The following is a 24,621-nucleotide window of genomic DNA, read 5'->3' on the forward strand; positions in this document are numbered from 1 at the left end:
ATGGTAAACCTATAGAAGAGAATAATCAGATAATTGCAGAAGCGATCGCTCAAAGAATCCAGCAAGAGAAGAATAATCAGAGTTAATAGTGCTGACGAGGGCAAAGCCCTCTAGGCTATATTTGGTTTTGTTGATTTCTAGCCAGTTGTAGAGCGGGAACTGAACTCTGGTGAGCGCTGTATCATTTATGTAGAGCATTTCTACAGCACTCACTTGACAACTGGCATAGCTGGGACACGAGAAGCGGAAAGTTTTACCTTATCCCTCGTACAACTTCTTTACTGTCCCGTTGTGTTGATATCTCCATTTAAACTGCAACTCGAAGTCATAAAATGCCAAATTGCCAAAATAGCTTAGGGCGGTATCTCATCCCCATATTCTTTTCGTGGAACAGCTAATCTTCGCCCAAGATTTGCCACTATACACGTTAACTAAGCTGTGATACCTGAAGTTACAGAGATGTCACAGAAGGCTCTTGCACCCTATCGTTAACAGTTTTTGGTTCCACAAAAGCTTCCCGGCCTGTAATCAATCTAGAGCGACGATTACGAGTGATATAATTCCACGCCCACTGAAATACTACTAGTAATTTAGTGTCAAACTCGATTAAGAAGTAGATGTGGACTAGTAGCCAAAAGGCCCAAGCAATGAAACCTGTAAGTTTGATTAAGCTTAAATCTACAACAGCTAAATTTTGCCCAATCATCGCCAAACTACCCACATCGTTGTAATGAAATTGTGGCAAAGTCTTACCTTGAAGCCGTCGTCGAATTAGTTTACCTACATACTCTCCTTGTTGTTTAGCTACAGGTGCGACACCAGGTAAAGGTTTAGCATCTTGATGGGAGAAGTTGGCTAAATCTCCAATTACGAAAATGTTGTTATAACCCTCGATAGACAAGTCAGGTTCTACAATTACACGCCCAGAGTAATCGCGCTCTACACCTGTAGTTTCTGCTAAGACTTTCCCCATTGGGGAACCTTGAACACCTGCTGCCCACAATATAGTTTTTGAGGCAATTTCTGTAAATTCATTGTCTTGCTTGAAAGTAACAATATCACCTTCAATATTTGTCACCCTGGTGTGAGTGTGGAGTTCTACACCCAATGTTTGCAAAGATACTGCTGCTGATGCCGATAACTCTGGCACCATGTGTGGGAGGATGCGAGGGCCCCCTTGTAATAGTAAAATTTTCGTTTCTGAAGTGTCGATGCTGCGGAAATCTTCTTTGAGAGTTTTGTATGCTAATTCTGCGATCGCACCTGCTAATTCTACACCAGTCGGGCCACCCCCCACAATCACAAAATTCAAGAAGGCACGGCGTTTTTCAGGATCAGTTTCTTTTTCTGCTGCTTCAAATGCGCCAAATATCCGGCGACGCATTTCTATCGCATCTTCCACAGTTTTCAAACCAGGAGCAACTTTTTCCCAGTGATCTTTACCAAAATAGGAATGGTTAGCACCTGTAGCGACAATCAATGTATCATAAGGTACTACTTCATCACCCAAAATAACTTGTTGCGCTTTTGGATCAATCTCATTTACTTCTCCCAACAACACCTTTGTATTCTTGCTTTTGCTAAATACAGATCGCAATGGTGCGGAAATATCAGAAGGTGATAACGTACCTGTGGCAACTTGATATAAAAGCGGCTGAAATAGGTGAAAGTTGCGTTTATCAATGAGAGTAACATTTACATTCGCTGTATTCAGACCCTTTGCTGCATACAGCCCACCAAAACCACCACCAACAATAACAACCTGATGTGGTGCATTATTTTCAAGTGAAACTGACATAAAAAATATTTCCTTGGGTTAAGAATTTGTAACTATTCTTAACGAATATGTAACAGCATTATGATATCCCTTGCTGTTTATTTAGAACAATTGAAAAAATGATGAAAGTATTCAAAGTTAGTTCTTACGCCTGAGTTCCGGGTTGGCTTCAGGAAAGATTTCGCACACTTCGCCATTTGATAGGTACTTTTGTCCATTCTATAATTTACTACCCAAGGAAAACCCTGTTGTTTTACTCGAATGATTCAGTAATCAAATCGGATTCCTATCTTTGCAAAAGTACAATGTTTTCCTTCAACACATCTATATAATAAGATATTCACTATGAGCCATAACTATATTTTGAAACGTATATATACATACAGACAGGAAATCCTAAAAGAAAATAAAGAAATCTGTCTTTCGCCTTAGAAAATAATATTATACTAATAGTAGTAGCATATACAGAAAATCCATTTGTAGCCTCATCAAACTCATATTTGAGTGCATCTGAGTACAGCTTAATATATTGCAAAATATCTTGACTAAATCTTAGCAAAGGCTTGCAGGTAAAGTTTCTTGTAGCGAGCATAGAAATTCTTAACCCCTGCCCCAAAAATACTAGTACCCCCATCGTTAAACGCTAGCACCCGTACCCCAAGATAAATTTTAAGTTTATCTTGGGGTACGAGTTTCAGGGTTTGAGTACAACCTTAATCAATCCAATAAATCCAATCAGCATTGAGTTTTGTATCGAGTTGGAAGTCACCTGATATAAGCATAAAAATAGCAGATGGCTCTTTTACCAGATAGACATTACCGATGCAACAGTCTTTAGACAGTATTAGCGATTGCCAGACTACCAAAACGCAGGATTCTGCCCATACATCCATGCTGAAAAATTTTCTCTCTGGCGTTTTTCTTGAGCCATTATTGAGTGATTTTCGCATTATTTTTGAGCGCGATCCAGCAGCACGTAATTGGCTAGAAGTGGTGTTTTGCTACCCTGGATTGCACGCGCTATGTTTGCATCGTCTTGCTCACTGGTTACATTGTCGAGGTGTGAGTTTTATCCCCCGCTTAATTTCTCATTTGGGGCGATTTTTAACAGGAATTGAAATTCACCCAGGCGCAGAAATTGGTCAGGGCGTATTTATCGACCACGGAATGGGTGTTGTCATTGGCGAAACTGCGATCGTAGGCGACTATACGCTGATTTATCAGGGCGTTACCCTTGGCGGAACTGGTAAAGAAACTGGTAAGCGTCATCCCACAGTTGGTAAAAATGCAGTCATCGGTGCGGGTGCGAAAGTTTTAGGTAATCTGCAAATTGGCGATCGCGTCCGTATTGGCGCAGGTTCGGTTGTCTTGCAGAATGTCCCTAGCGATCGCACAGTCGTGGGAATTCCCGGTCGAATTATTTCCCAAAATCAAAGCCCTAGCCTTTCTCCTTTAGAACATGGAAAGCTACCCGATGTGGAAGCAACCGTGATTCGTTCTTTGCTCTCGCGCATTGAAGAACTCGAAAAACAACTGCAAACTTTAAAAGTCAAGAGTCATTAGTCATTGGTCATTATGACAAAGGACAACTGACAACTGACAAATGACAAAGGACGAATGACAAATGACAAATCACGTTTTGCAGATTCCTTTAAGCGATCGCTGGCGAATCTACCACCGTTTGCAAGAGTTAAAAATTAAGAGTTCCTGTCCCCCCGATGGTTCTTTACGGGTGCAAGTGAACAATTTGCTAGAAGCGATATTGATTCGCAGTATAGTTATGCAATTTCTTGCTTCTCGTCAAGAATTATTAGAGTGGCTAGAGCGTTGTTGGCTTTACAGTCATGAAAAATGAACTATCTCTGAAAGTCCTAACCCAAGCAACATTAATCCTGAATTCATGACACAAGCATTGCATTTCATCCTCTTTGTCCATAGATGCATAAACCTATTCAAGGTTTAGAAGTTGAAGTTACTGTGTTATAGAAAAATTTGTTGCAGACTGATGAAGATTAACCAAGTTTTAGATTTTGTCCAGTCTGCTAAATCTAAAATTTTCCTGACAAGTAATGACAATTAAAAAAGCGAAATTACCAAACAAGACTGGGAATTTCTGATTTTTAATTCTTTTCCAAATTAAGAAATTGAAAGTTCAATCAATTATGGCGACTCGGAACAGAGATATAAAACTACTCAATTTTTTGCACAATGAACTTGAACTTTCAAATGCCGATATTGCTGTAGCTCTGCGACACCGTGAATTAGAAAATGGGCCACTACCGATGCTCCTCTGGCAGTATGGTTTCGTTGACTTAGAGCAGCTAGGAAAGATTTTTGACTGGCTAGCAGAACAAAGTTAGCTCATTTAAACCCTTTAGCTTTTCCTTCCCATTACCTGCCTAAATTACACACCAATGCTCTAAAAAATCTGAGGTTACTAAGATGATTACATCCTTAATTGCTGGATTATGTGTTTTACTTTGCTCAGGATTTGCTAATAGCTATATCAGTTCATTGCTAATCGAAGAAATTACAACTGACATCGGTAAAAACAAATAGTAAATTATACATGCTTTTAGTTCCCTGCCATACAGATGTGATGCTGATAATCGGTCAATAATTAAGGATCATGTATCCTGCATTATGAATTGTGATATTTTTAGCATTTGCCATCGCTGGGGATTGTAGAGAGAAAGGATATTAAGAATACTTCCAAGAGAGGGATATTTGCAATGAATCAAATCATAATTAATGACACTACATTACGTGATGGCGAACAAGCAGCAGGTGTTGCTTTTACCTTAGAAGAAAAAGTTGCGATCGCTAAATTTCTCGATGCCATTGGTATACCTGAATTAGAAGTCGGTATACCAGCAATGGGTGACGAAGAAACACGAGCGATCGCCGCAATTTCTAATTTGGGTTTACAAGCAAAACTTTTGGGCTGGAACCGCGCCGTCATCTCAGATATTAAGGCTTCTATCGCTTGCGGACTGAACCGGGTGCATATTGCGATTCCCGTCTCTGGTATCCAAATCGCCGCCAAATTCCACGGTCAATGGCGGGTAAGTTTGCAAAAGCTCAAAGACTGTATCAGCTTCGCCGTCGATCAAGGTCTTTGGGTAGCAGTCGGCGGAGAAGATTCTTCCAGGGCTGATGAAAACTTCCTTTTAGATGTAGCGCTTTATGCCCAAGAATGGGGTGCATCCCGGTTCCGCTTCTGCGACACTGTAGGAGTTCTCGACCCTTTCACCACCTACACCAAGGTCAAACGGCTGGTTTCAGCTTTGATGATTCCCCTAGAAATCCACACCCACAATGATTTTGGTATGGCAACTGCCAATGCCCTTGCGGGTATCAAAGCCGGAGCCTTATCAGTGAATACCACAGTCAACGGATTAGGTGAAAGGGCGGGAAATGCAGCTTTAGAAGAAGTTGTTATGGCAATCAAACGCATCTACGGCGTTGATTTGGGCATCCACACTCCCAACTTGCTGGAACTGTCTCAACTAGTTGCAGCCGCATCAGGTGCTAGTGTACCACCCTGGAAAGCGATCGTTGGCGAAAATACCTTTGCTCACGAATCAGGCATCCATGCTCACGGAGTAATGCAAAACCCCATTACCTACGAACCATTTGCTCCCGAAGAAGTAGGTTGGGAACGGCGTTTAGTAGTAGGTAAACATTCTGGACGGCATTTGGTTGCAAACTTGCTACAACAGCATGGGATTTTCTTGAACTCCCAAGAAACCCAATCTGTTTTAGACGCAGTACGCCATCAATCGGTACAGAAAAAACGCAGCCTGACGACAGAAGAACTATTGAATTTGGTCAGAGAACAGAGGTACTCTCATGCGCGATGAATTAGAACTAAACTTGCCACCTGCTTTTGAAATTGGTGAAAAAGTCAGAGTTCGGAAACTGCTCAAGAACGATGGTACTTTTCCTGGTAAAGAAGTCGGGCAAGTTTTAGTGAACAAAGGAGATATCGGCTACATAGCCAGTATAGGGACATATTTGCAGACTTCCTATATATATGCTGTGCATTTCTTGGAAACAGGATTCGTCGTCGGCTGTATGAAAAAAGAACTAGAATCTGTTGAGGAATCTCATGAAAGTAATGCTACGGATGAATGATGCCGGTACTTTAGTAGTTTACGTTGCTAAAAAAGACCTTGAAGAAGAAGTCGTCAAACAAACCGATGGAAATGATGGCAAGGTTCTCACCCTAGCAAATGGTTGGGAATTGGAATTTCGTGATTTACCAGACACAGCAAATTTACCTCAAACAGTAGAAGCTAAACGCCTCGCATAAAAATAGTTAGGAGTTAAGAGTTATGAGTTATAAATTTTAACTCCTAACTCCTCACTCCTAACTCCTCGCTTTTAACTCCCCACTCCTAAATTTTTATCAATCATGGGTAACAAGTATTTGACGTTATCAGAATTGAACCTTGAGGGACAGTTACTAGGTTTTATTGGTGGTGAACCAGGAAAATATAAATACTTGCAATTAGCAGTTCCATCTGGAAATGTGGAAATTAAAGTGCCTAAAGAGTTACGCCGTTTACTAAGTTCATCCTTAGTTCCTGGCCAGCAAGTTCGCGTTTGTGGTCATAGTGAGGTAGACTCACGCACAAGTAAAATTAAAATTAAAGCCTATCGAGTGACACCAATTGATGCGTGTCCAAAGCAAGATTTACCACCTCAAACCAAAGCGAGGATTATGGTATGTCAAAAAGGCGGTTGCCTCAAACGTGGTGGTAAAGGGTTATTATCAGAATTAGAAAAAACTTTGTGCGATCGCGGTTTGTTAGACAAAGTTACTATTGAATATACTGGTTGCCAAAAATGCTGTGGTAGCGCCCCCAACTGTGTTTTACAGCTTGGTAAAAAGAAATACAAGAATATTCATCCTGATGCGATCGCAACTTTGCTAGAAAGTCACTTAACTTAAGAGTAAATAGACCGCGTTGTAGCGGTAAAGAGCAATGCCCTAAACCCCTACAACATCGGTGATTCAATTAAATCAAAACTGCTATGTCATTGCGATCGCATTAAAATTTACTCAGCGATTACAAGGTTATCTTTTCCGATACTAAGGAATCCGGTTTAAAAAGCGATCCATACTTCGTTCTGCCAAAGCAGCTATAGTCAGCGAGGGATTTGAGCAAGCTGTTGAACCGGGAATAAGTGAACCATCAACAACAAACAAGTTACGATAACCAAAAACCTGCCCATGAGGGTCACATACTTTGTCAATCGTTGCACCACCAAGTGGGTGTGCTGTAAAACTGTAGCCAGGTGGTGCAGCTAAACTTGTACCATTGGCTTGGTTGAGACGTTGGTAAGTATATTCGAGAGCCTGAGTATTTTTCTGAGTATCGGCTGAGTTACTAGGCCAGAACAAATCTGCTAACTGAGTAGAGACATTATAGGTAAGATACCCCTGCGGCTGGGAAATTCCCTGTCCCAGAACAGGAATAATACCTTGGGGTATGAAAGGAAGTGCTTGAAATGCCTCAAGTATCACTGGGGCAATAGGGTTATCAAGGTCTTCAATTGCGATTACACCAGCACTCCCCAGTGTTGAATTCGTCTTACCAGCATTAATCATTAAAGTACTTGAATCAAAATTCGTTCCCCAAAACTTCCCTACCTGATTATTTAGGCGGCGCAGGGTACGATTGGTTTTAGCACGCAGCAATAGTTCAGTAGTGCCAATGGAACCAGCCGCCAAAAACAGATAGCGACAAACAAAGGATTTTTGGACAAGCACTACTCCTTGCTCATTGATTTGATTGCAGACAACTCGATAACGTCCACGGTCTGATTCTCCAATGCTAGTGACTACGTGTAAAGGTCGGATTTCAACGTTACCAGTTGCCTCTGCCATACTTAGGTAGTTGCGATCTAAGCTGTTTTTGGCACCACTATTTGTACCATAGTACACTTGACCATTGATAATAGAAGCCACCTTTTGACCAGCAATTTCCTGGCGAACAATGTCCCAATCAATAGCAGTGTCAATCTTCCGGGCTTTTAAACCAGCTTTGGCTGCTTGCTCTTGAAGAATACGGCTTGCCAAGTAGTATTCAGTTTGTAAAATATCGTCTGGGATTGGAGATGCTTTGAGGATGGAACGCACTCGTGGATAATAAACTCGATCGAGTTCAGAGTATTTAATAGTGCGTGGAAAGACTTTGTAGAATAGTTCTTCAGTTGGCTGATAAGTGATAGCAGCGTAGACAAGCGAACCACCCCCAACACCTGCACCTCGATAAACATCAATACCATTACCTCTCTTGACATCAAGAACGCCAGTATATACATCAATGGGCTGTGTTGTGACTGGTGGATCGGGCAAAACCGTATTTGGACTAAGCCACGCAGCCCGACCATCTGGGTTATCCGTTGTACAGAAAGTATTACCTGCATCAGTAATTTGCCATCTTCGTCCCCGTTCCAATACTACTGTTTCAATCCCTGCCTGACCAAGGCGCAATGATGCGACTGCGCCACCAAAACCACTACCAATTACTATCGCTTCAATGTACTCGTCAACACCAGCAGCAGAAGTGCGAATAGCGGATACACCGACACTGGCTGCCGCCGCCGCCGATGCCTGAAGAAATCGACGACGATTTAGCATTTGGGACATACTTTATCTCCTATTTTTCGCTTGCTATATTTGCAGAGTTGTAGCCGGACGACGCATAATCTCCAAAATAAGTATGATAAGCATATAAGCAGTGAAAATCAACACCTGATAAACAAAAAGCCGCGTAAATTTTCTTAGGCTTTAGGCGTTTAATTCAGCTTGACTCAGTTGGAAAAATAACTGGAGTAATTTATGATGCCTCGATTTTCTGTTCGCACTAATTATCCGCGAACACTTCTTTTTTATCCAAAGTCCAATATATTAAGATAAAAATAACTCTGCATTCTCGTAGTTGTTATGAGCCTTACCACTGCTAAACGCTTTACTATAGCTGAATATCACCGTCTAGCTGAACTCGGCTTCTTTGAGGAGAATGAGCGAGTTGAGCTAATTAAGGGTGAAATAATCCAGATGGCAGCAAAAGGTACACCGCACTCTGTTTGTGAAACACGCCTAGAGCGAGAATTATATAAGTTAGTAGGCGATCGCGCAACCCTGCGAGGACAACAGCCAATTACTTTGTCTAACAACAGTGAGCCTGAACCAGATAGAGTAATTGCAAAAAATAGAGATGATGACTATCTAGCAAATCATCCCAGTCCATCGGATATTTTACTCTTAATTGAGATTGCCGATTCATGCTTAAAATATGACCAAGAGGAAAAGCTACTTATTTATGCAGAAGCAGGTATCTCTGATTATTGGATATTTAATTTAGTAGATAATTATCTGGAGTGCTACAGCGAACCTTGTCAAAATTTGCAAATTAAATTTGGTTATCGCCGCAGGTTAATTTATCTACAAAATGAATCAGTTAATCTGCCTTGTTTTTCTGAATTTTCGCTAGATTTATCTAAGGTATTTTCTGGAATGTTATTTTAAAATCCCTGCAAAAGCAGATTGACGACTTAGTATTAACTTGACAATTTACTCATCTCGATAAACATCTCTTCGATGCCCTACTCTGACAACTTTAACTATCAGTACATCATCTTGAATCTCGTACAAAATCCGATAATTGCCAACACGAATACGATATTTATTGCCAGTATTTTCTAGCTTGACAACGCCGCTAGGACGGGGGTTGTCAGCCAGTTCTATAATTTTCTCGTTAATTTTATCTCGAATATCAGCAGATAATTTTTTTAATTGTTTCGCAGCCTTGTTAGAAAGTTCTATTTGATAAGTCACGATTCTAATTCTTGTTTGTACTCTTCCCAAGTAATAGTAGGTTCATTTTCAGCTTCCTCAAAGGCTTTAATATCCTCTTTATCCTCTGTTTTTCTAATATCTAACAGTTCTAAAATATCTTCTAAAGTATCTTCATAAGCTTGTTCTAGTCTTTGATTGATTGCTTTTAACAACTCTTGTCTTTTAGTTGTAGTTTCCATAACTAACCTCTGCAACTGCAAAATTTTAATTAATTTCCGCTTGAGTGATTGTTCTGGTCAAAGTGATTAAAGACGCGATTAATCGCGTCTTTAATCTTTACATTATTTGTTTCTAGATTTATCTCAAGTGTTTTACTTACTAAGCTAAACCACATCTAGTTTGCATATCTAAAACTTATATAATTCTTGTGGGGTAGGCATCTTGGCTGCCGTAATTATGCAATTTAAATGTGGAATAGCTTACTACTAACACTGTTACCATTGTTTTTCTTTGAGATGACCTTTTTTCAAGGTTTGAGTGATAGAGATGCATCCAAGATACAGTTCTGAACCATTTACCACGACCTTTTTTGCAAGGCTCTAACATCTTAATACTGAAACTTCTGTTCGCTACAGGGTAATATATCTACCAATTTTGCTTGATTACTTAAAGCATGGTTGTGGCTTTTTGAATCTTCGACTTCAGGTAGTAAATGTGTTACTCCGAATAGTTGTCCCAAAGGAGACGTTTTCAAGAAAGCTTGCCTTTGGGCGTGAGTCATAACAACTTTTGACCCGGCTTTTATTGTATTACTGGCCATATAATTTTGGTGCTCCTCTTAAGCTTTCTTGTTGATCACAGAAGCATGCGGCTGCTTTCCGCAAGAATCTAAAAGCATATCTATCTTCTCCCGGAGCGATTGTGACAGCCCTTAGATACTCCATCTGCACGTTATTACTATAATAGGACACAACCGTATCTAGAGCAACCAGGACAACTAGCGGTTCATCTGTTTCTGTTTGACACAACTCCAATCCAACCTTGTTTGCATACTAAATTAACCATTTGCCGATTGGTTCCATGAAGCGTTCAACCCCCTGTCCTCGACTTGTAGGGTGAGCTTCTATCTGTTCTATCTCTAAAAACTTTGGAGAGCCAGGATAGGGATAAAGACCATATCGCACTAACCCCCAGACTTTACCCTTATAAACAAGTTAGCCAATGGTAGTCAATTAAGTTGTATAAACTTTTAATAGCAATATTTCAAATTTATAAATTATAAATAACTACAGAGTCAGATTGCAATTAACAATTCAAGAGATTTTATAGGCTGCAATAGGTGAGGGAGAGAAAGATCCTCACCATCAATCAAATTAATCCTTCTAACAAGTGCTGTAAGTCATTTGTCACATCAGCAACAGCTTGTCTAGCACCTAAACGATTTTCCTTATACGCTGGGTAATGCTCAGAAATAGATATCGGTTCACCCACAGTAATTTTCACTTTTTGCTTACCCAATTGTGGACGCTGTACACCTTTATTGCCTTTTATTTTAGCAATCATTTGCCATAAAATTAAAGTTGTCTCAGCAAACCTTTCTACTGTTGGATTTTCACGAATATAATTACCAGAAACAGCCACAAAACTTTCTACTAAACGCATGTGCCACATCCGCGCATTCGCTTCTTCGGCAACGCGATCGCCTAAAGCTTTCTCTACAGCAGATATTCCTTTTACATCCTTAAAATCTTCTCTAAATATATAATTCCACCCAGCTTGTTCTACGCGCCGACATCGGTCACTCAAAGTACCTTTTGACTGCAAATCAAAATACTGTTCTGATATTATTAGCGCCGCATTTAACAAAGCTTGTAAACGAACTGCTAACGCTTCATTTCTATCCTCAATTTCTCCTACTACTGTTTTGATATCTGGCAGCTTTAGATGATAAAAGCGCGTGTAAAATTTTTCCATCAACGAAAGTAAATGTTCTGCCAAAGTCAACAACCGGGGATAAAGCGACTCTATAGAAGCTTGTTCTGGTGCATTCACAGGTAAACCACTAGCCGCTTCCATTTCACTTAAAAGATTTGCGATCGCACCCCAAGGAGCATCAACGTAACTATATTTAATCCCAACTGGTACAATTAGAACCTGTTCGGGGCGTCCAGCTTTGTGCAAATCTTCAGCACACCAAAAGCCTAATTGGGCAATACCAGGTTCTAGGGGGCTAATATTCTCTGATAAACCATTGGTTGCACCCTCTGGCGCAGCAGCCATCGGAAATTTACCATTGGCGAACAAGTCACGCGCCGAACGTAACCCCGTCCAGTCAGCCTTACCTCGCTGAATCGGAGTCCCACCTAAATGAGAAGCAATCCAGCCAACGTAGGAACCTGCCCATAGAGGAATGCCGCGATCGTAGATAAAATGAGCATGAATGGGATGTTGTAGTGTTGTACCTTGCGATCGTGCTACCTTTGGCACGAGTTGAGACAGCAAGTAGGTTAGACAAAATGGATCGTCTGTTTTAGGATGGCGAAATGCCAGCATAAAACGGATCTTATCCTCCTGAAACTGGCGATAAAGATCCACTAGCACCTCTACGTTGTCTGCTTCAATCTGGGTAATAGGTGTTTGCCAATTTATCCAACTGGGTAGCAACAGATGGACAAATCGTAGAAATAAGGGGTTAAACGCCGGAGGAATGAATTCTAAGGGTGGCTGTGCTTGATAAATTACATCTGCCAAGGTAGTTTTCTCCTAAAGGGAATGGGGAGTAGGGAGTGGGGAATGGGGGATGAGGAAGATGAGGGAGAATAACCAATGCCCTATTTACAAGTAAGAATGAAAAATAAATAACACTGTATACTTTGTACTTCATCCTTAATACTTCATACTTTAGTTGACATAGAAATTAGTGATCAAAGAAAGGCTATAAACGATGCGACTGTCACAAATGTTATTCGTTACACTCCGGGATGATCCGGCTGATGCTGAGATTCCTAGCCATAAATTATTACTCCGTGCAGGCTACATTCGTCGCATCGGTAGTGGTCTTTATGCTTATTTACCGTTAATGTGGCGGGTACTGCAAAAAGTTTCCCAGATTGTGCGAGAAGAAATGAACGCTACAGGCGCACAAGAATGTCTTTTGCCACAATTACAACCTGCTGATTTATGGAAGGAATCGGGACGCTGGGACACTTATACCAAAGCTGAGGGGATCATGTTTTCGCTAATTGATCGCCGTGAACAACAATTAGGATTAGGCCCAACTCATGAAGAAGTAATCACAGCGATCGCTCGTGATATGATTCGCTCTTATCGTCAGCTACCACTAAATCTCTACCAAATTCAAACCAAATTCCGCGATGAAATTCGTCCCCGCTTTGGTTTAATGCGCGGAAGGGAGTTTATCATGAAGGACGCCTATTCCTTCCATGCTGATGAAGCCAGCCTCAAGGAAACGTACCAGGATATGTATAAAGCGTACAGCAATATTCTGCGGCGTTCTGGTTTAGCTTTTCGGGCAGTGGAAGCTGATTCTGGTGCAATTGGTGGTTCCGGTTCCACAGAATTTATGGTTTTGGCGGAAGCTGGTGAAGATGAAGTTTTCTACACTGAGGATGGTAAATACGCCGCTAACGTAGAAAAAGCTGTTTCTTTACCAATTGACACCGAAACCTCACGGTTTACAACCTACGAGAAACGGGATACACCTGGAACAGAAACGATTGAAAAAGTTTGTCAGCTCCTCAACTGTTCTCCCACTCAATTGGTGAAAAATGTCCTTTATCAGACAGCTTATGATAATGGTATAACGGTGTTAGTTCTGGTGAGCATTCGAGGCGATCAAGAAGTTAATGAAGTCAAATTGCAAAATGAATTGACTAAATTAGCTCCTGAGTATGGCGCTAAAACTATTATTAGTTTGAATGTACCAAATGTAGAAGCCCAGCAAGCATGGACAGCTAAATCTCTACCTTTAGGCTACATTGCGCCAGATATCGCAGATGAGTATATTAAAGCCAATAAACAGATCCATCCCAAGTTTTTGCGCTTAGTGGATCAAACAGCCGTTGATTTAAAAAACTTTGTTACAGGCGCGAATGAAGCTGGCTATCACGTAGTCGGTGCTAATTGGGGTGAGCAATTTAAACTACCAGAACGAGTAGTAGATATTCGTAAGTCAAGACCAGGCGATCGCGCCATCCATAACCCAGAACAAACTCTTGAAAGCGCCCGTGGAATTGAAGCAGGTCATATCTTCCAATTAGGTACTAAATATTCCCAAGCGATGGGAGCAACTTATACCAATGAACAGGGTGAAGAAAAGCCGCTATTTATGGGTTGTTTTGGGGTGGGCGTGTCACGATTAGCGCAAGCTGCCGTAGAGCAATCTTACGATAAAGATGGGATTATTTGGCCAGTTGCGATCGCACCCTACCACGCGATCATCACAATTCCCAACATAAAGGATGCTCAACAAATCGAAATCGCCCAAAAACTTTACACAGAACTCAATCAAGCGGGAATTGAAACCCTACTAGATGACCGCGACGAACGGGCTGGAGTTAAATTTAAAGATGCTGACTTGATCGGCATACCTTATCGAATTGTAACCGGACGAGCGATCGCTAATGGCAAAGTCGAAGTTGTAGAAAGAGCAACCCGCAACTCTCAAGAAATTGTCATAGAGGAAGTTACAACCACACTTCATAAGTGGATTACCGCCGCCACTCAGGTAAAAAATTAAACTTCAACACTTACGCAGAGGAATCAATACTTTACTTTGCGCTCCTCTGCGTGTTACTCAGCGTTCCTCTGCGTTGTAAATTAATCATCTCCAGAAAGAATGAGATTTACATAATTTGGCAGGTGACGAATTAAAAATAGAAATTCTAAAATTGAATCAGGGACTTGCAGAATTAAAAATAATCGCCTTTAGAGGCAAAAAGTCTCCTCCAGGTAGCGGGAAACTCTTCAGTTATAAGTATCGTCCTTAACCAGGCTGCTCCTCACACAATTACCATATCAGCCCTCAGTCAGGAAGGTTTTGAACATGAAAGACCAACAAGGATCTAATCGTATTTCTTCAGGCGCAATTGCAGCCGTGTCAGCAGTGGTTGTAGCGGTGGGTGGCGGTGTGGCTTGGTTTACTTCCCAATCCAACAATACACCCATACCATCAAACCCCTCTGGGCGCATCGAACAGCCAGCACAGCCATCAACTAGGCAGCCAGCTAATGAGCAAACCCCTAACGTTTATTGGCTAAAACCAACGGACAAAAATGTTACTTTAGTCCCCCAGCCTGTTAGAGTCGCTTCTATCCGAGCCAACCAACCTTTAGAAGCAGCTTTTCAAAGTTTGTTAGCAGGCCCAACAGAAGGGACGGCAGATTCCACAACCATCCCCAAAGGAACCAAACTTTTGGGGCTGAAGGCGGAAAATGACGAAGTTCACGTTAATTTATCTGAAGATTTTACCAGTGGTGGTGGAAGCACATCAATGATAGGCCGCGTAGGACAAGTTGTTTATACTGCGACAACTTTAAATCCCAAAGCCAAAGTGTACATTGACGTGAACGGCAAACCGTTGGATGTATTAGGTGGTGAAGGTGTAGAGTTACAACAGCCACTAACTCGTGAAAGCTTTGATAAAAACTATCCCCTTTAAAAAAGTTAGGAGTAGGTAGAGACGCGATTAATCGCGTCTGTGCAGGAGTGAAAAGTTTTTTAACTCATAACTCATAACTTATAACTCATAACTTTCTTAGAATTACCGTTTGCTATTTAATACGCGAAAATTACGGGCTTGCTGTTCTAACCTTGTGGCAAGGCGATCGCAAACCCGATTACACAAATCAAAAATCATTTCATCTTCCACCCGGTAATAGGCGCAAGTTCCTTCACTGCGGCGGCTAAGGATACCTGCTTGCCACATTACCTTCAGGTGTTTTGATACATTTGCCTGAGAAGTCTGTGTTGCCTCTACCAACTCTTGCACGCATTTTTCTTCATCCCGTAATAAGTGGAGCAGCCGCAAGCGCATCGGCTCACTTAACAGACTGAAGTATTCAGCTACTTGTTGCACCACTTCTGGCGGTAAAGGCAACGTTTGTTTCATCAGGATTAACCAGCAAGGACTGAAGTTTTAACGATGACTCATTTGGGATGACTCATTTCATATATAGATTAATACTTAATCAGGGTTAATTCGCATCAAAGGTTGACCATATTCTACAGCGTCGCCATTTTGGAGAAGAATTTCCATCACCTGTCCAGAGACTTCGGCTTCGATTTCATTCATCAGCTTCATGGCTTCAATAATACAGACAGTTTGACCCTTGCGGATGCGATCGCCCACTTCCACAAATGCCGCTTCCCCAGGTGCAGGAGCGCGATAAAACGTTCCCACCATTGGGGAAGGCACTTCTACTAATCTCTGGTCAAGGGTTGAGGGGGGATTTACTGACAACTGCAATTGGGTGCTAGTACCAGTATTCTCAAACACACGAGATGTGGACACCTCTGTTACCTGACTAGTGTTCACCTGGTTTCCCGCAGATAAACTCGATGTCGAGCCAGAACCCACCACACCGCCGAAGGTCGCTTGACCTACCGACAACATCTGATTGCTGACGCTCACAGCCTTACGGACTGTTAGTTCAAAATCATCGCTTTTGAGCGTCACTTCTGCAATATCTGTTTGGGCGATAGTTGCCAGTAGTTGGCGGATTTCATTAAAGTCCAATGGCACAGTTTTTATTACCTCGACCTATCCGTAAATGAGTATCTTAAGTGTGGCAGGGATTAAATCCCTATGTAGGGATTTCCATCGGGAACAAGCATCTCCGTAGAGATGAAAGTTATTCCCTGCTGATATATTTATCTTCCTGGGTATCAACTTTGATGCGTTCTCCTTGAGAAATAAACAAAGGAACCATCACAACTGCACCAGTTTCTAGAGTTGCGGGTTTTGAGCCACCGGTAGCAGTATCACCTTTTAAACCTGGATCTGTTTGTATAATTTCCAGAACCACAGACTTAGGCAATTCTACTCCCAGCACCTGGTCGCCCCACTTAATAACTTCAGCTTCCATACCTTCCTTCAGGTATTTGACGCGATCGCCAATTTGTGCACGGGTCAATCTGCCTTCTTCGTAGGTTTCCATATCCATAAAGACGTACTCATCGCCCTCTTTATAGGTATGCTGCATTGTGCTTTTTTCTAGCGTAGCTTGCGGAACTGTTTCCCCGGCTCGGAACGTTTTTTCCATCACGCTGCCACTCTGGACATTTTTTAACTTAGTTCGGACAAAGGCGGAACCTTTGCCTGGCTTGACGTGTAGGAATTCAAGCACTCGCCATACAGACCCATCTAATACAATTGAAACACCGGGTCGAAAGTCGTTACTGGATATCATGAAACTTTCAAATTTTGGAAGACAATCGGCATTTATTGTACCCTTCTAGGGTCGTCATTGGGCATTTGTCATTAGTCATTAATCATTTGTCATTAGTCATTAGTCATTTATCCTCCGCCCTTAACGTGGGAAGATTATTGATGGGTTACGTCTACGTCCAGTCAACAATCTAATGCTGCATTTGAGTTATCCCATGCTTAACTTATTAAAATCCTGGCTGAAGAACAGCCTAATGGCAATACTGCTGGTAACAATATTTTTAGGCATAACTACAGCTGGGTGGACTCCCTCCAGTAGCGCCGCGCTGCCAGCCGGCAACGCAATTACCGATGGCAAGGCTTTGTTGCGGTATGCACTCCCGATAGATAACAAACCTGTACGGCAACTACAAGCCAGTTTAGAGGACATCTCTGCCCAACTACGGGCAAATCGACGCTGGGGTGCTATTTCCAAGGACATCAGCAAAGCATCCCGCATTCTCGATAAACCCTCCCAAATCTTAACAAGCGTTCCCCAAGAACGCCAACCCCAAGCCGAAGCTTGGATTACCGAGTTGAAATCTGGGGTTGGAAAACTGGAAGAATTGGCGAAGAGTAAAGATAAAGAACAAATTCTCGAAGAGAGAGGCAAACTTCTGAATCTCGTTACTGGGCTAGAAGAGTCAATGGTGAAAAAATTCCCCTTTGAAGTGCCTCCCCAATACAGCAACCTACCACAACTTAAAGGTCGTGCCACAGTAGAAATCAAAACCAACAAAGGCGATTTGACCCTGGTAGTAGATGGTTATAGTGCCCCTGTCACTGCTGGTAATTTTGTAGATTTGGTGCAGAGGGGTTTTTATAATGGCTTAGAATTTACCCGTTCTGAAGAATCTTACTTTCTACAAACTGGAGATCCAGAAGGTAAAGACGTGGGTTTCATTGATCCAAACACAGGTAAATATCGCTCTATTCCCTTAGAAGTCTTAGTTCAGGGTGATAAAGCACCTACTTATGGCATTACTCTAGAAGAAGCTGGTCGTTACGTTGATATGCCAGTTCTACCTTTTTCTGCCTTTGGTGCAGTGGTGATGGCTCGTCCCGAAAGTGAAGTCAATGGTGGATCTTCGCAATTCTTCTTCTTCCTCTTTGAACCAGAACTCACCCCCGCCGGACGCAACCTATTAGATGGTCGCTATTCCGTTTTTGGCTATCTCACCGAAGGTAAAGAAGTTTTAGATAAACTGAAAGCGGGTGACAAAATTGAATCGGCAACAGTCGTTCACGGAATAGAAAATCTGGTTGAGCCACAAGCAGCATAAGAAGAGAGTAGGGGAAGCAGGGGGAGCAGGGGGAGCAGGGGAATAATAACTCCTAATTCCTAACTCCCCTGATTCAGATTCCCGGCGGTGAACACTTGATCAAGAGCGATCGCTAATTCTGGAAAACTCCGTGATACAATTTGCTGATTAGCAGTAAAAACTGTTTCTTCGTAAAATCCATCTTCCAGTAATAACACCGAAATCTTACCTTCTAGAGGATCTACAATCCAATATTCAGGAACCTCTAAAGCCGCATATTCAGATCGCTTATGGCGATAGTCCCGTTTCACCGAGTCTGGACTGACCACCTCGACAATTAGTAACGGCGGTGACTGAAATACTGCTGAGGCATTCAACAATTCTCTGGCTTGTTCCACTGTCACTACACACAAATCAGTCAACCTAGATTTATTTCTCCCCGTTGTCACCCCACTTTCCCGAAAACACAGCCAAGTAGAGTTACAACGTACAACGTTTGATTTCTGCTTCCAAGGCAGTATCCAAAAAATCGACAATCAGAAAATGTTCAATAGTTGGTGGGTTCCTTAGCTCTAGCTTGCCATCCACCAATTCATAATGGAAACCGTTGCCATCATCATAGGTTAAGTACTTCTCAAATGTGATGCTGGTTACTGGTGTTGTTACCATCCCAACTGACCCCTAGACGATACCCTTATTTTAAACAGTAAAACAAATCATCAGTTTTCTTAGTAATTTTGCAACACAGAAAACCGATTGTGAACAGTGAGTTATCTTCTCAACAAGTAAAAGAAATTGGTGAACAAGGTCTTTTAGAAAGATTGCAGCGCTTCTGTCCTCCAGAAATAATCGGCGATGATGCAGCAGTGCTTGTGACTGCACCAGAGCAATCTTTAGTAGTGACAACAGATGTGCTGGTTGATGGCGTACATTTTAGCGATGTAACCACTTCCCCAGAAGATGCTGGTTGGCGGGCTGCTGCTGCCAATTTATCAGATTTAGCAGCAATGGGTGCTTCCCCATTGGGAATTACCGTCGGGTTGGGACTACCCGGTGAAGTTAGGGTAAGTTGGGTTGAGCGGCTATACCAGGGAATGACAGAATGCCTGCAAAAATACAATACCTCAATTGTTGGGGGTGATGTGGTGCGATCGCCTGTGACTACTGTGGCAATTACTGCTTTTGGTCAAGTTTACCCTAGCCAAATTATCCGCCGTTCTGCTGCTGTTGTGGGAGATGCGATCGTCGTTACAGGCGTTCATGGAGCCTCAAAAGCTGGCTTAGAACTGCTCTTGCATCCCAAATTGGGACAAGACCTCAACGACGAAGAAAAGACGGCTTTAATCCTCGCCCACCAACGCCCACAGCCACGATTAGATGTCTTACCAATCCTCTGGAAAATCTTAACTCCTAACTCCCAACTCTCCATTGCTGGTATGGATAGCAGCGATGGTTTGGCAGATGCGATTATTCAAATTTGCCGCGCCAGTAGTGTTGGCGCTATCCTAGAACGAAGAAAAATTCCTGTACCAAAAACTTTTAACCATTGGCTGACACAAGAGCAAGCGCTGGAATATGCTCTATACGGTGGCGAAGACTTTGAATTAGTGCTGTGCTTGCCACAAGAGTTAGCATCAGCCTTAGTGCAACATCTTGGTGAAGGTGCTGCGATCATAGGTAGCATTACATCTGGATCAACAGTACTATTGCACGACGAACAAAAAAAATTCCCTGACCAAGTTCTAAGTCTTAGCCAGGGATTTCAACATTTCAATAGTTAGGAGTTAGAAAGGAGTTATGAGTTATGAGTTTTAATTGCTTACTTTTCATTCCTAACTCCTCACTTCTGATTCCTAACTTTTTAATTAAACCCACTTCTCGGCTACCAATTCTGCCAAATCCAAAACTCGTTGGCTGTAACCCCACTCGTTGTCATACCACGCCATAACTTTTACTAGGTCATTGCCCAAGACCAAAGTCAAGTTCGCATCAACAATCGAAGAAGCATCATGACCTTGATAATCAGACGATACTAGTTCTAGTTCGCTGTAGGCCAAAATACCTTTAAGTGGGCCTTCGGCAGCATCTTTGAGAGCTTGGTTAACTTCTTCAGTAATAGTACGCTTCTCAACCTGAACTACGAAATCTACCATTGAGACGTTCGGGGTAGGTACGCGCAAGGCAACACCATTTAGCTTGCCTCTGAGGTCTGGGATAACCAGCGCAACTGCTTTTGCTGCACCAGTAGAGGTGGGTACAATGTTTATCGCTGCTGCCCTCGCCCGTCGCAAATCCCGGTGAGAAGCGTCTAGCAAGCGTTGGTCACCTGTATAGCTATGGGTAGTGGTCATAGTGCCTTTGATAATGCTGAACTTATCGTTCAACACCTTGGCGATCGGTGCCAAGCAGTTGGTAGTACAGCTAGCATTACTGATAATGTGATGTTTGTTGTGGTCATAGTCGTGATGATTCACACCAACCACAAAAGTGCCATCCTCGTTTTTACCAGGAGCGGTAATCAGAACTTTTTTGGCTCCAGCATTTACATGCTTGAGCGCTCCTTCTTTGCTAGTAAATACCCCGGTTGCTTCGATAATTAGGTCAATTCCCCACTCTTTCCAGGGCAAGTTTTCTGGGTTGCGATCAGACACGCACTTAATGGTCTTACCGTTAACGATGATAGAGTTATCATCGGCACTAATCTCAGCACCCTTGATCTTCCCTAGCATCGAGTCATACTTCAGCAGATGAGCATTGGTTCTAGGGTCTGATGTGTCATTAATGGCCACAAGGTCGATTTGACTATTCTCTCTACCCACCCAGCAGCGTGCAAAGTTACGTCCAATCCGCCCGAAACCGTTGATTGCAACTCTAATCACAGTGTCTTGCCCTCTGTATTTATGCTTATATGTTGATATCGTTGACCCCAATCATATCGCAAAGGGGGGGGGCACTTTTAACCATAAAGTGTTAGATCAACAAAAAAACACATAATTTATTCAGATTTGTTCGAGTAGAGATTGTTGTTAGTGATATATGATCTAACCGATTCTGGGACTAAATAACGAATCGACTGGCGTTCGCGGCAAAATCTGCGAATTAGACTTGACGAAACTCCTACTAAAGGTATATCTAAGAGTTGCCAGTGAATGGTGACTAACTGCTCCCTCAACTGTTGCTCCACCTGCTTGCAGATTAATTTGCTTTGAGTTATAGTCTCACCACCTAGCAGTCGGGGTGCTATTAACCAATCACACATTTGTGCTAGTTCGTGTCCACGGTACCAACGGGGTAAAGTTTGGAAAGTATCCAAGCCTACGATCCAGTACCAGTGAGTATTTGGGTAAGAAGCAGATAAGTCCATCAGGGTGTTAATAGCATAAGAAGTCCCAGAGCGATTGGCCTCCACTAGTGAGACGGTAAACGCTGGGTTATCTTCTATGGCTAATTGCAGCATTCCCACACGATGCTCAAACGAAGCTGCTTGTTTGTGCGGAGGATTTAGGGATGGCACCCAAATTACCTTTTCAAGAGATACTTGATGCAAAGCTCTCTCGGCTACGAGCAGGTGTCCGCAATGAATTGGATCAAATGTGCCACCAAAAATTGCTAGTTGCTCCATCCAATTATGCGTGGATTTTATGCAATTGAAAAATAGTTTCATTACCAATGTACTATTGTAGTCAATTCATGCCTAGACTGGATGCAATTTAAAATCAGCTTTACTAACAATGTATGATGTAGCCAATTCCAGTAAGGTAGCCAAAAAGATGTATTTGACATTACAAGAATTTCTTTCCCGATGCGGCCAAAATTTTCAGAATAATCTTAAAAACAGTTTAGAAATAGTAAAAACCTCCAACCAAGGTAAAATCATTCTGAACAAGCAAAACCAGAGCATAAATATCATCTGGCCAGCAAACATAAACATGATTAAGGGACAGTTACGGTAAAAATCAAATTCCTGTTATGATACGCGTGTCATTTGTGATTATGGTGTGGTGTGGTGTAAAAGGAGCAAGAAATGACTAATTCTGTAGATTTTAGTGGTAGACCATTTCATTTCATTGGCATCGGTGGTATAGGTATGTCTGCTCTGGCATACGTTCTCGCCAAGCGTCAATTTCCAGTATCAGGTTCGGATCTTCGTGCTAACCACATTACGCACAAATTGGAATCTATCGGCGCTCATATTTTTAGTAGACAAGAGGCAAGCAATCTCGAATTCTTTCGTCCTCAGGTATTAACGAATGCAGTAGTATTAAATTCACAAGAAGAATTACCTACTGCTACTAACTCAATACTGCCTCAAGTCATTTGTTCAACAGCAATTAACACGAATAATTTAGAATACAAAGCAGCGCTAGAATTAGGTTGCCCAATTTTACATCGTTCAGATGTACTGGCAGCTTTAATTGCCGATTACCACAGTATTGCAGTGGCAGGAACACATGGCAAAACTACAACCAGTAGCATGATTGGCTATATGCTTCTGGAAGCAGGTCTAGACCCAACGATTTTAGTAGGTGGCGAAGTCAATGCTTGGGAAGGTAATGCTCGATTGGGACAAAGCCAATATTTGGTAGCCGAAGCAGATGAATCTGATGGTTCCTTGGTAAAACACGCTCCAGAGATTGGCATCATCACCAATATTGAACTCGATCATCCTGACCATTACGAGACATTAGAAGAAGTCATTGACATCTTCCAGACATTTGCTAAGGGTTGTAAAACGTTAATAGGTAGCATTGATTGTGCTACAGTGCGCGATCGCTTGCAACCCACAATCAGCTACAGCTTATACTCAGATGCTGACGCTGATTACAGCGTTACTAATATTGATTATCGTGCTGATGGCACCACGGCTCTAGTTTGGGAAAGAGGCAAAGCTTTAGGCGTGTTGAAGTTACGCCTGCTAAGTCGGCACAATCTCAGTAATGCCTTAGCAGCAGTAGCTGTTGGTCGCGTCTTGGGCTTAGAATTTGGAGAAATTGCTAAAGGTATCGCCACCTTTGAGGGAGCAAGACGCCGCTTTGAGTTCCGGGGTGAAGTCGATGGTATTACCTTCATCGATGACTATGCCCATCATCCTAGCGAGATTCGCGCTACTCTTGCCGCAGCCCGCTTACAAGCAAGACCAGGACAAAGAGTAGTTGCCATCTTCCAACCTCATCGCTATAGCCGTACACTCACCTTTTTAGAAGAATTTGCCGATTCCTTTACCCATGCTGATTTGGTTGTGCTGACTGATATTTACAGTGCAGGTGAACCCAATTTAGGGCAAATTACTGGTGAACATCTAGCGGCGGAAATTGCTAAACAGCATTCTCCTGTAGTTTATCAGCCAACATTACCCTCAGTGTGTGAGTTCTTGCTGCAAACACTACGCCCAGGAGACTTGGCGCTGTTTTTGGGGGCAGGGAACTTGAATCAGGTGATTCCTGAAATAATTACGACACTTTGCGAACCTGCTAAAGCCACATCTTAAGTGGAGGCTTTGCGAAGTTTTATTTCTGAGCAAAGCGCCCGTCTAGCAACGGTTCCATAGGATAACTCTATTACCGTAGTTTTACGGTAAATAAATGTAAAAATTTTACCAAAAAAAGTAAAAATGACCATTTCCCAGGCAGCTGGAAACGTCTGCACAGTTTCTGCTTTGAATACAAAGAAACCCCAAACAACTAATTCGGTGGACAGTGAAGTAATTTACTTACCCAATACTGATTGTACGATCAAGCCCCAGGCTTCTTTGTCAGCATTTACTTCCTATAGAGTTGGGGGAGCAGCTGATTTATACGTTGCTCCCCGAAACTTAGAAGCACTCCAAGCAAGTCTTAAATACGCAAAAGAACGTAATTTAAAGGTGACAACACTGGGAGCAGGTTCTAACTTGCTAGTGAGCGATCGCGGTATATCAGGCTTAGTTATTGCTACTCGTCATCTCCGCTTCAGCAACTTTGACCCCCAAACCGGTCAATTAACCGTTGCTGCTGGAGAATCAATTCCAAGCTTGGCATTGGCGGCAGCAGAATTAGGATGGCAAGGATTGGAGTGGGCTGTTGGCATCCCTGGAACAGCCGGAGGTGCAGTGGTGATGAATGCAGGGGCACATAATAGCTGTATCGCAGATATGTTAGTTAGTGCCCAGGTACTTTCACCCGATGGTACGTTGGAAACTCTTACCCCCGATCAGTTAGCTTATAGTTACCGAACTTCATTATTGCAAGGTGGCGATCGCATAGTCACCCAAGCCACATTACAACTCGCACCAGGTGCAGATCCAGCAAAAGTTGTGGCAATCACCAAAGAACACAAAAAGCAT

26 protein-coding genes and 1 pseudogene are annotated in these 24,621 nt (G+C 42.4%); 14 read left to right on the top strand and 13 right to left on the bottom strand.

The window, feature by feature from the left end; all coding sequences use genetic code 11:
• Window positions 1–9: 9 nt before the first annotated feature.
• Complete coding sequence (locus VE944_RS17900) at window positions 10–213, bottom strand: hypothetical protein (protein WP_324979637.1); 204 nt, start codon at window positions 211–213, stop codon at window positions 10–12.
• Between the two features lie 238 nt (window positions 214–451).
• Window positions 452–1,798, bottom strand: coding sequence for an NAD(P)/FAD-dependent oxidoreductase (locus tag VE944_RS17905; protein ID WP_324979640.1), 1,347 nt, complete (start codon window positions 1,796–1,798; stop codon window positions 452–454).
• An 801-nt stretch (window positions 1,799–2,599) separates the two neighbouring features.
• Between VE944_RS17905 and cysE the strand changes: the two genes are divergently transcribed.
• The 7 genes from cysE to VE944_RS17940 all read left to right on the top strand — a co-directional run bounded on the left by cysE (window position 2,600) and on the right by VE944_RS17940 (window position 6,734).
• Window positions 2,600–3,340, top strand: coding sequence for a serine O-acetyltransferase (cysE, locus tag VE944_RS17910; protein WP_324979643.1), 741 nt, complete (start codon window positions 2,600–2,602; stop codon window positions 3,338–3,340).
• Between the two features lie 61 nt (window positions 3,341–3,401).
• On the top strand, window positions 3,402–3,632 hold the full coding sequence (locus tag VE944_RS17915; RefSeq protein ID WP_229553941.1) for an Asr1405/Asl0597 family protein: 231 nt from the start codon (window positions 3,402–3,404) through the stop codon (window positions 3,630–3,632).
• Window positions 3,633–3,939: 307 nt separating this feature from the next.
• Window positions 3,940–4,137, top strand: a complete 198-nt coding sequence (locus VE944_RS17920; RefSeq protein ID WP_100900487.1) for a DUF2949 domain-containing protein — start codon at window positions 3,940–3,942, stop codon at window positions 4,135–4,137.
• A gap of 372 nt (window positions 4,138–4,509) precedes the next feature.
• Entirely contained in the window at window positions 4,510–5,640 is a 1,131-nt protein-coding gene (gene nifV, locus VE944_RS17925) for a homocitrate synthase (RefSeq protein ID WP_324979651.1), read from the top strand.
• Window positions 5,630–5,914: a nitrogen fixation protein NifZ gene (locus VE944_RS17930; RefSeq protein ID WP_324979654.1), complete on the top strand. Its 285-nt coding sequence runs from the start codon at window positions 5,630–5,632 to the stop codon at window positions 5,912–5,914. Before nifV ends, VE944_RS17930 begins: the two co-directional genes overlap by 11 nt.
• Window positions 5,889–6,092 (top strand): putative nitrogen fixation protein NifT, encoded by a 204-nt coding sequence (nifT, locus tag VE944_RS17935; RefSeq protein WP_100900485.1) that lies wholly within the window; start codon window positions 5,889–5,891, stop codon window positions 6,090–6,092. Before VE944_RS17930 ends, nifT begins: the two co-directional genes overlap by 26 nt.
• 102 nt (window positions 6,093–6,194) lie before the next feature.
• Window positions 6,195–6,734 (top strand): (2Fe-2S) ferredoxin domain-containing protein, encoded by a 540-nt coding sequence (locus VE944_RS17940; RefSeq protein WP_324979659.1) that lies wholly within the window; start codon window positions 6,195–6,197, stop codon window positions 6,732–6,734.
• Between the two features lie 141 nt (window positions 6,735–6,875).
• On the opposite strand, the gene VE944_RS17945 is transcribed toward VE944_RS17940, so the two are convergent.
• Window positions 6,876–8,438 carry a GMC oxidoreductase gene (locus tag VE944_RS17945; protein WP_324979662.1) on the bottom strand — a complete coding sequence of 521 codons (1,563 nt, stop codon included), beginning with the start codon at window positions 8,436–8,438 and terminating at the stop codon, window positions 6,876–6,878.
• 297 nt (window positions 8,439–8,735) lie between these two features.
• Between VE944_RS17945 and VE944_RS17950 the strand changes: the two genes are divergently transcribed.
• The gene (locus VE944_RS17950; RefSeq protein WP_324979664.1) at window positions 8,736–9,320 is read left to right on the top strand and encodes a Uma2 family endonuclease; all 585 of its coding nucleotides are present in this window, start codon (window positions 8,736–8,738) and stop codon (window positions 9,318–9,320) included.
• 45 nt (window positions 9,321–9,365) lie between these two features.
• On the opposite strand, the gene VE944_RS17955 is transcribed toward VE944_RS17950, so the two are convergent.
• From VE944_RS17955 to VE944_RS17970, 4 genes are all read right to left on the bottom strand, one after another.
• The gene (locus VE944_RS17955) at window positions 9,366–9,629 is read right to left on the bottom strand and encodes a type II toxin-antitoxin system RelE family toxin (protein ID WP_324979667.1); all 264 of its coding nucleotides are present in this window, start codon (window positions 9,627–9,629) and stop codon (window positions 9,366–9,368) included.
• Window positions 9,626–9,829, bottom strand: coding sequence for a hypothetical protein (locus VE944_RS17960; protein ID WP_324979670.1), 204 nt, complete (start codon window positions 9,827–9,829; stop codon window positions 9,626–9,628). The genes VE944_RS17955 and VE944_RS17960 overlap by 4 nt, the downstream gene beginning before the upstream one ends.
• Before the next feature lie 368 nt (window positions 9,830–10,197).
• Window positions 10,198–10,410 (bottom strand): protochlorophyllide oxidoreductase, encoded by a 213-nt coding sequence (locus VE944_RS17965; protein WP_324979673.1) that lies wholly within the window; start codon window positions 10,408–10,410, stop codon window positions 10,198–10,200.
• A 548-nt stretch (window positions 10,411–10,958) separates the two neighbouring features.
• Window positions 10,959–12,341: a 1-acyl-sn-glycerol-3-phosphate acyltransferase gene (locus tag VE944_RS17970; protein ID WP_324979676.1), complete on the bottom strand. Its 1,383-nt coding sequence runs from the start codon at window positions 12,339–12,341 to the stop codon at window positions 10,959–10,961.
• 193 nt (window positions 12,342–12,534) lie between these two features.
• Here VE944_RS17970 and VE944_RS17975 point away from each other — a divergent pair, with 193 nt between their 5' ends.
• Together VE944_RS17975 and VE944_RS17980 are read left to right on the top strand one after the other, a co-directional pair.
• Window positions 12,535–14,349 (top strand): proline--tRNA ligase, encoded by a 1,815-nt coding sequence (locus VE944_RS17975; RefSeq protein ID WP_324979678.1) that lies wholly within the window; start codon window positions 12,535–12,537, stop codon window positions 14,347–14,349.
• Between the two features lie 306 nt (window positions 14,350–14,655).
• Window positions 14,656–15,270, top strand: a complete 615-nt coding sequence (locus tag VE944_RS17980) for a GerMN domain-containing protein (RefSeq protein ID WP_324979681.1) — start codon at window positions 14,656–14,658, stop codon at window positions 15,268–15,270.
• A gap of 102 nt (window positions 15,271–15,372) precedes the next feature.
• Here VE944_RS17980 and VE944_RS17985 read toward each other — a convergent pair whose 3' ends face one another.
• From VE944_RS17985 to efp, 3 genes are all read right to left on the bottom strand, one after another.
• On the bottom strand, window positions 15,373–15,720 hold the full coding sequence (locus tag VE944_RS17985) for an ArsR/SmtB family transcription factor (RefSeq protein ID WP_100900476.1): 348 nt from the start codon (window positions 15,718–15,720) through the stop codon (window positions 15,373–15,375).
• A gap of 75 nt (window positions 15,721–15,795) precedes the next feature.
• Window positions 15,796–16,353, bottom strand: a complete 558-nt coding sequence (accB, locus tag VE944_RS17990; RefSeq protein ID WP_324979685.1) for an acetyl-CoA carboxylase biotin carboxyl carrier protein — start codon at window positions 16,351–16,353, stop codon at window positions 15,796–15,798.
• Between the two features lie 109 nt (window positions 16,354–16,462).
• Window positions 16,463–17,020 (bottom strand): elongation factor P, encoded by a 558-nt coding sequence (efp, locus tag VE944_RS17995; RefSeq protein WP_324979687.1) that lies wholly within the window; start codon window positions 17,018–17,020, stop codon window positions 16,463–16,465.
• Window positions 17,021–17,213: 193 nt separating this feature from the next.
• Between efp and VE944_RS18000 the strand changes: the two genes are divergently transcribed.
• Window positions 17,214–18,320, top strand: coding sequence for a peptidylprolyl isomerase (locus VE944_RS18000; protein ID WP_324979690.1), 1,107 nt, complete (start codon window positions 17,214–17,216; stop codon window positions 18,318–18,320).
• Window positions 18,321–18,379: 59 nt separating this feature from the next.
• Here the strand turns inward: VE944_RS18000 and VE944_RS18005 are convergent.
• Window positions 18,380–18,968, bottom strand: a pseudogene (locus VE944_RS18005) (Uma2 family endonuclease).
• Between the two features lie 89 nt (window positions 18,969–19,057).
• Between VE944_RS18005 and thiL the strand changes: the two are divergent.
• Entirely contained in the window at window positions 19,058–20,080 is a 1,023-nt protein-coding gene (gene thiL / locus VE944_RS18010; protein WP_324979692.1) for a thiamine-phosphate kinase, read from the top strand.
• Between the two features lie 84 nt (window positions 20,081–20,164).
• Here thiL and VE944_RS18015 read toward each other — a convergent pair whose 3' ends face one another.
• Together VE944_RS18015 and nadD are read right to left on the bottom strand one after the other, a co-directional pair.
• The gene (locus VE944_RS18015) at window positions 20,165–21,178 is read right to left on the bottom strand and encodes a type I glyceraldehyde-3-phosphate dehydrogenase (protein WP_324979695.1); all 1,014 of its coding nucleotides are present in this window, start codon (window positions 21,176–21,178) and stop codon (window positions 20,165–20,167) included.
• A gap of 116 nt (window positions 21,179–21,294) precedes the next feature.
• Window positions 21,295–21,921 carry a nicotinate (nicotinamide) nucleotide adenylyltransferase gene (gene nadD, locus VE944_RS18020; RefSeq protein ID WP_324979698.1) on the bottom strand — a complete coding sequence of 209 codons (627 nt, stop codon included), beginning with the start codon at window positions 21,919–21,921 and terminating at the stop codon, window positions 21,295–21,297.
• Window positions 21,922–22,323: 402 nt separating this feature from the next.
• Between nadD and murC the strand changes: the two genes are divergently transcribed.
• Both murC and murB read left to right on the top strand, forming a co-directional pair.
• Window positions 22,324–23,787, top strand: coding sequence for a UDP-N-acetylmuramate--L-alanine ligase (gene murC, locus VE944_RS18025; RefSeq protein ID WP_324979701.1), 1,464 nt, complete (start codon window positions 22,324–22,326; stop codon window positions 23,785–23,787).
• Window positions 23,788–23,910: 123 nt separating this feature from the next.
• Window positions 23,911–24,621, top strand: a 711-nt coding sequence (gene murB / locus VE944_RS18030; protein ID WP_324979704.1) for a UDP-N-acetylmuramate dehydrogenase, incomplete at its 3' end; no start/stop codon positions are given.

Origin of the sequence: Nostoc sp. (genome assembly GCF_035638895.1) — a bacterium.
Classification (GTDB): Bacteria; Cyanobacteriota; Cyanobacteriia; order Cyanobacteriales; family Nostocaceae; genus Nostoc.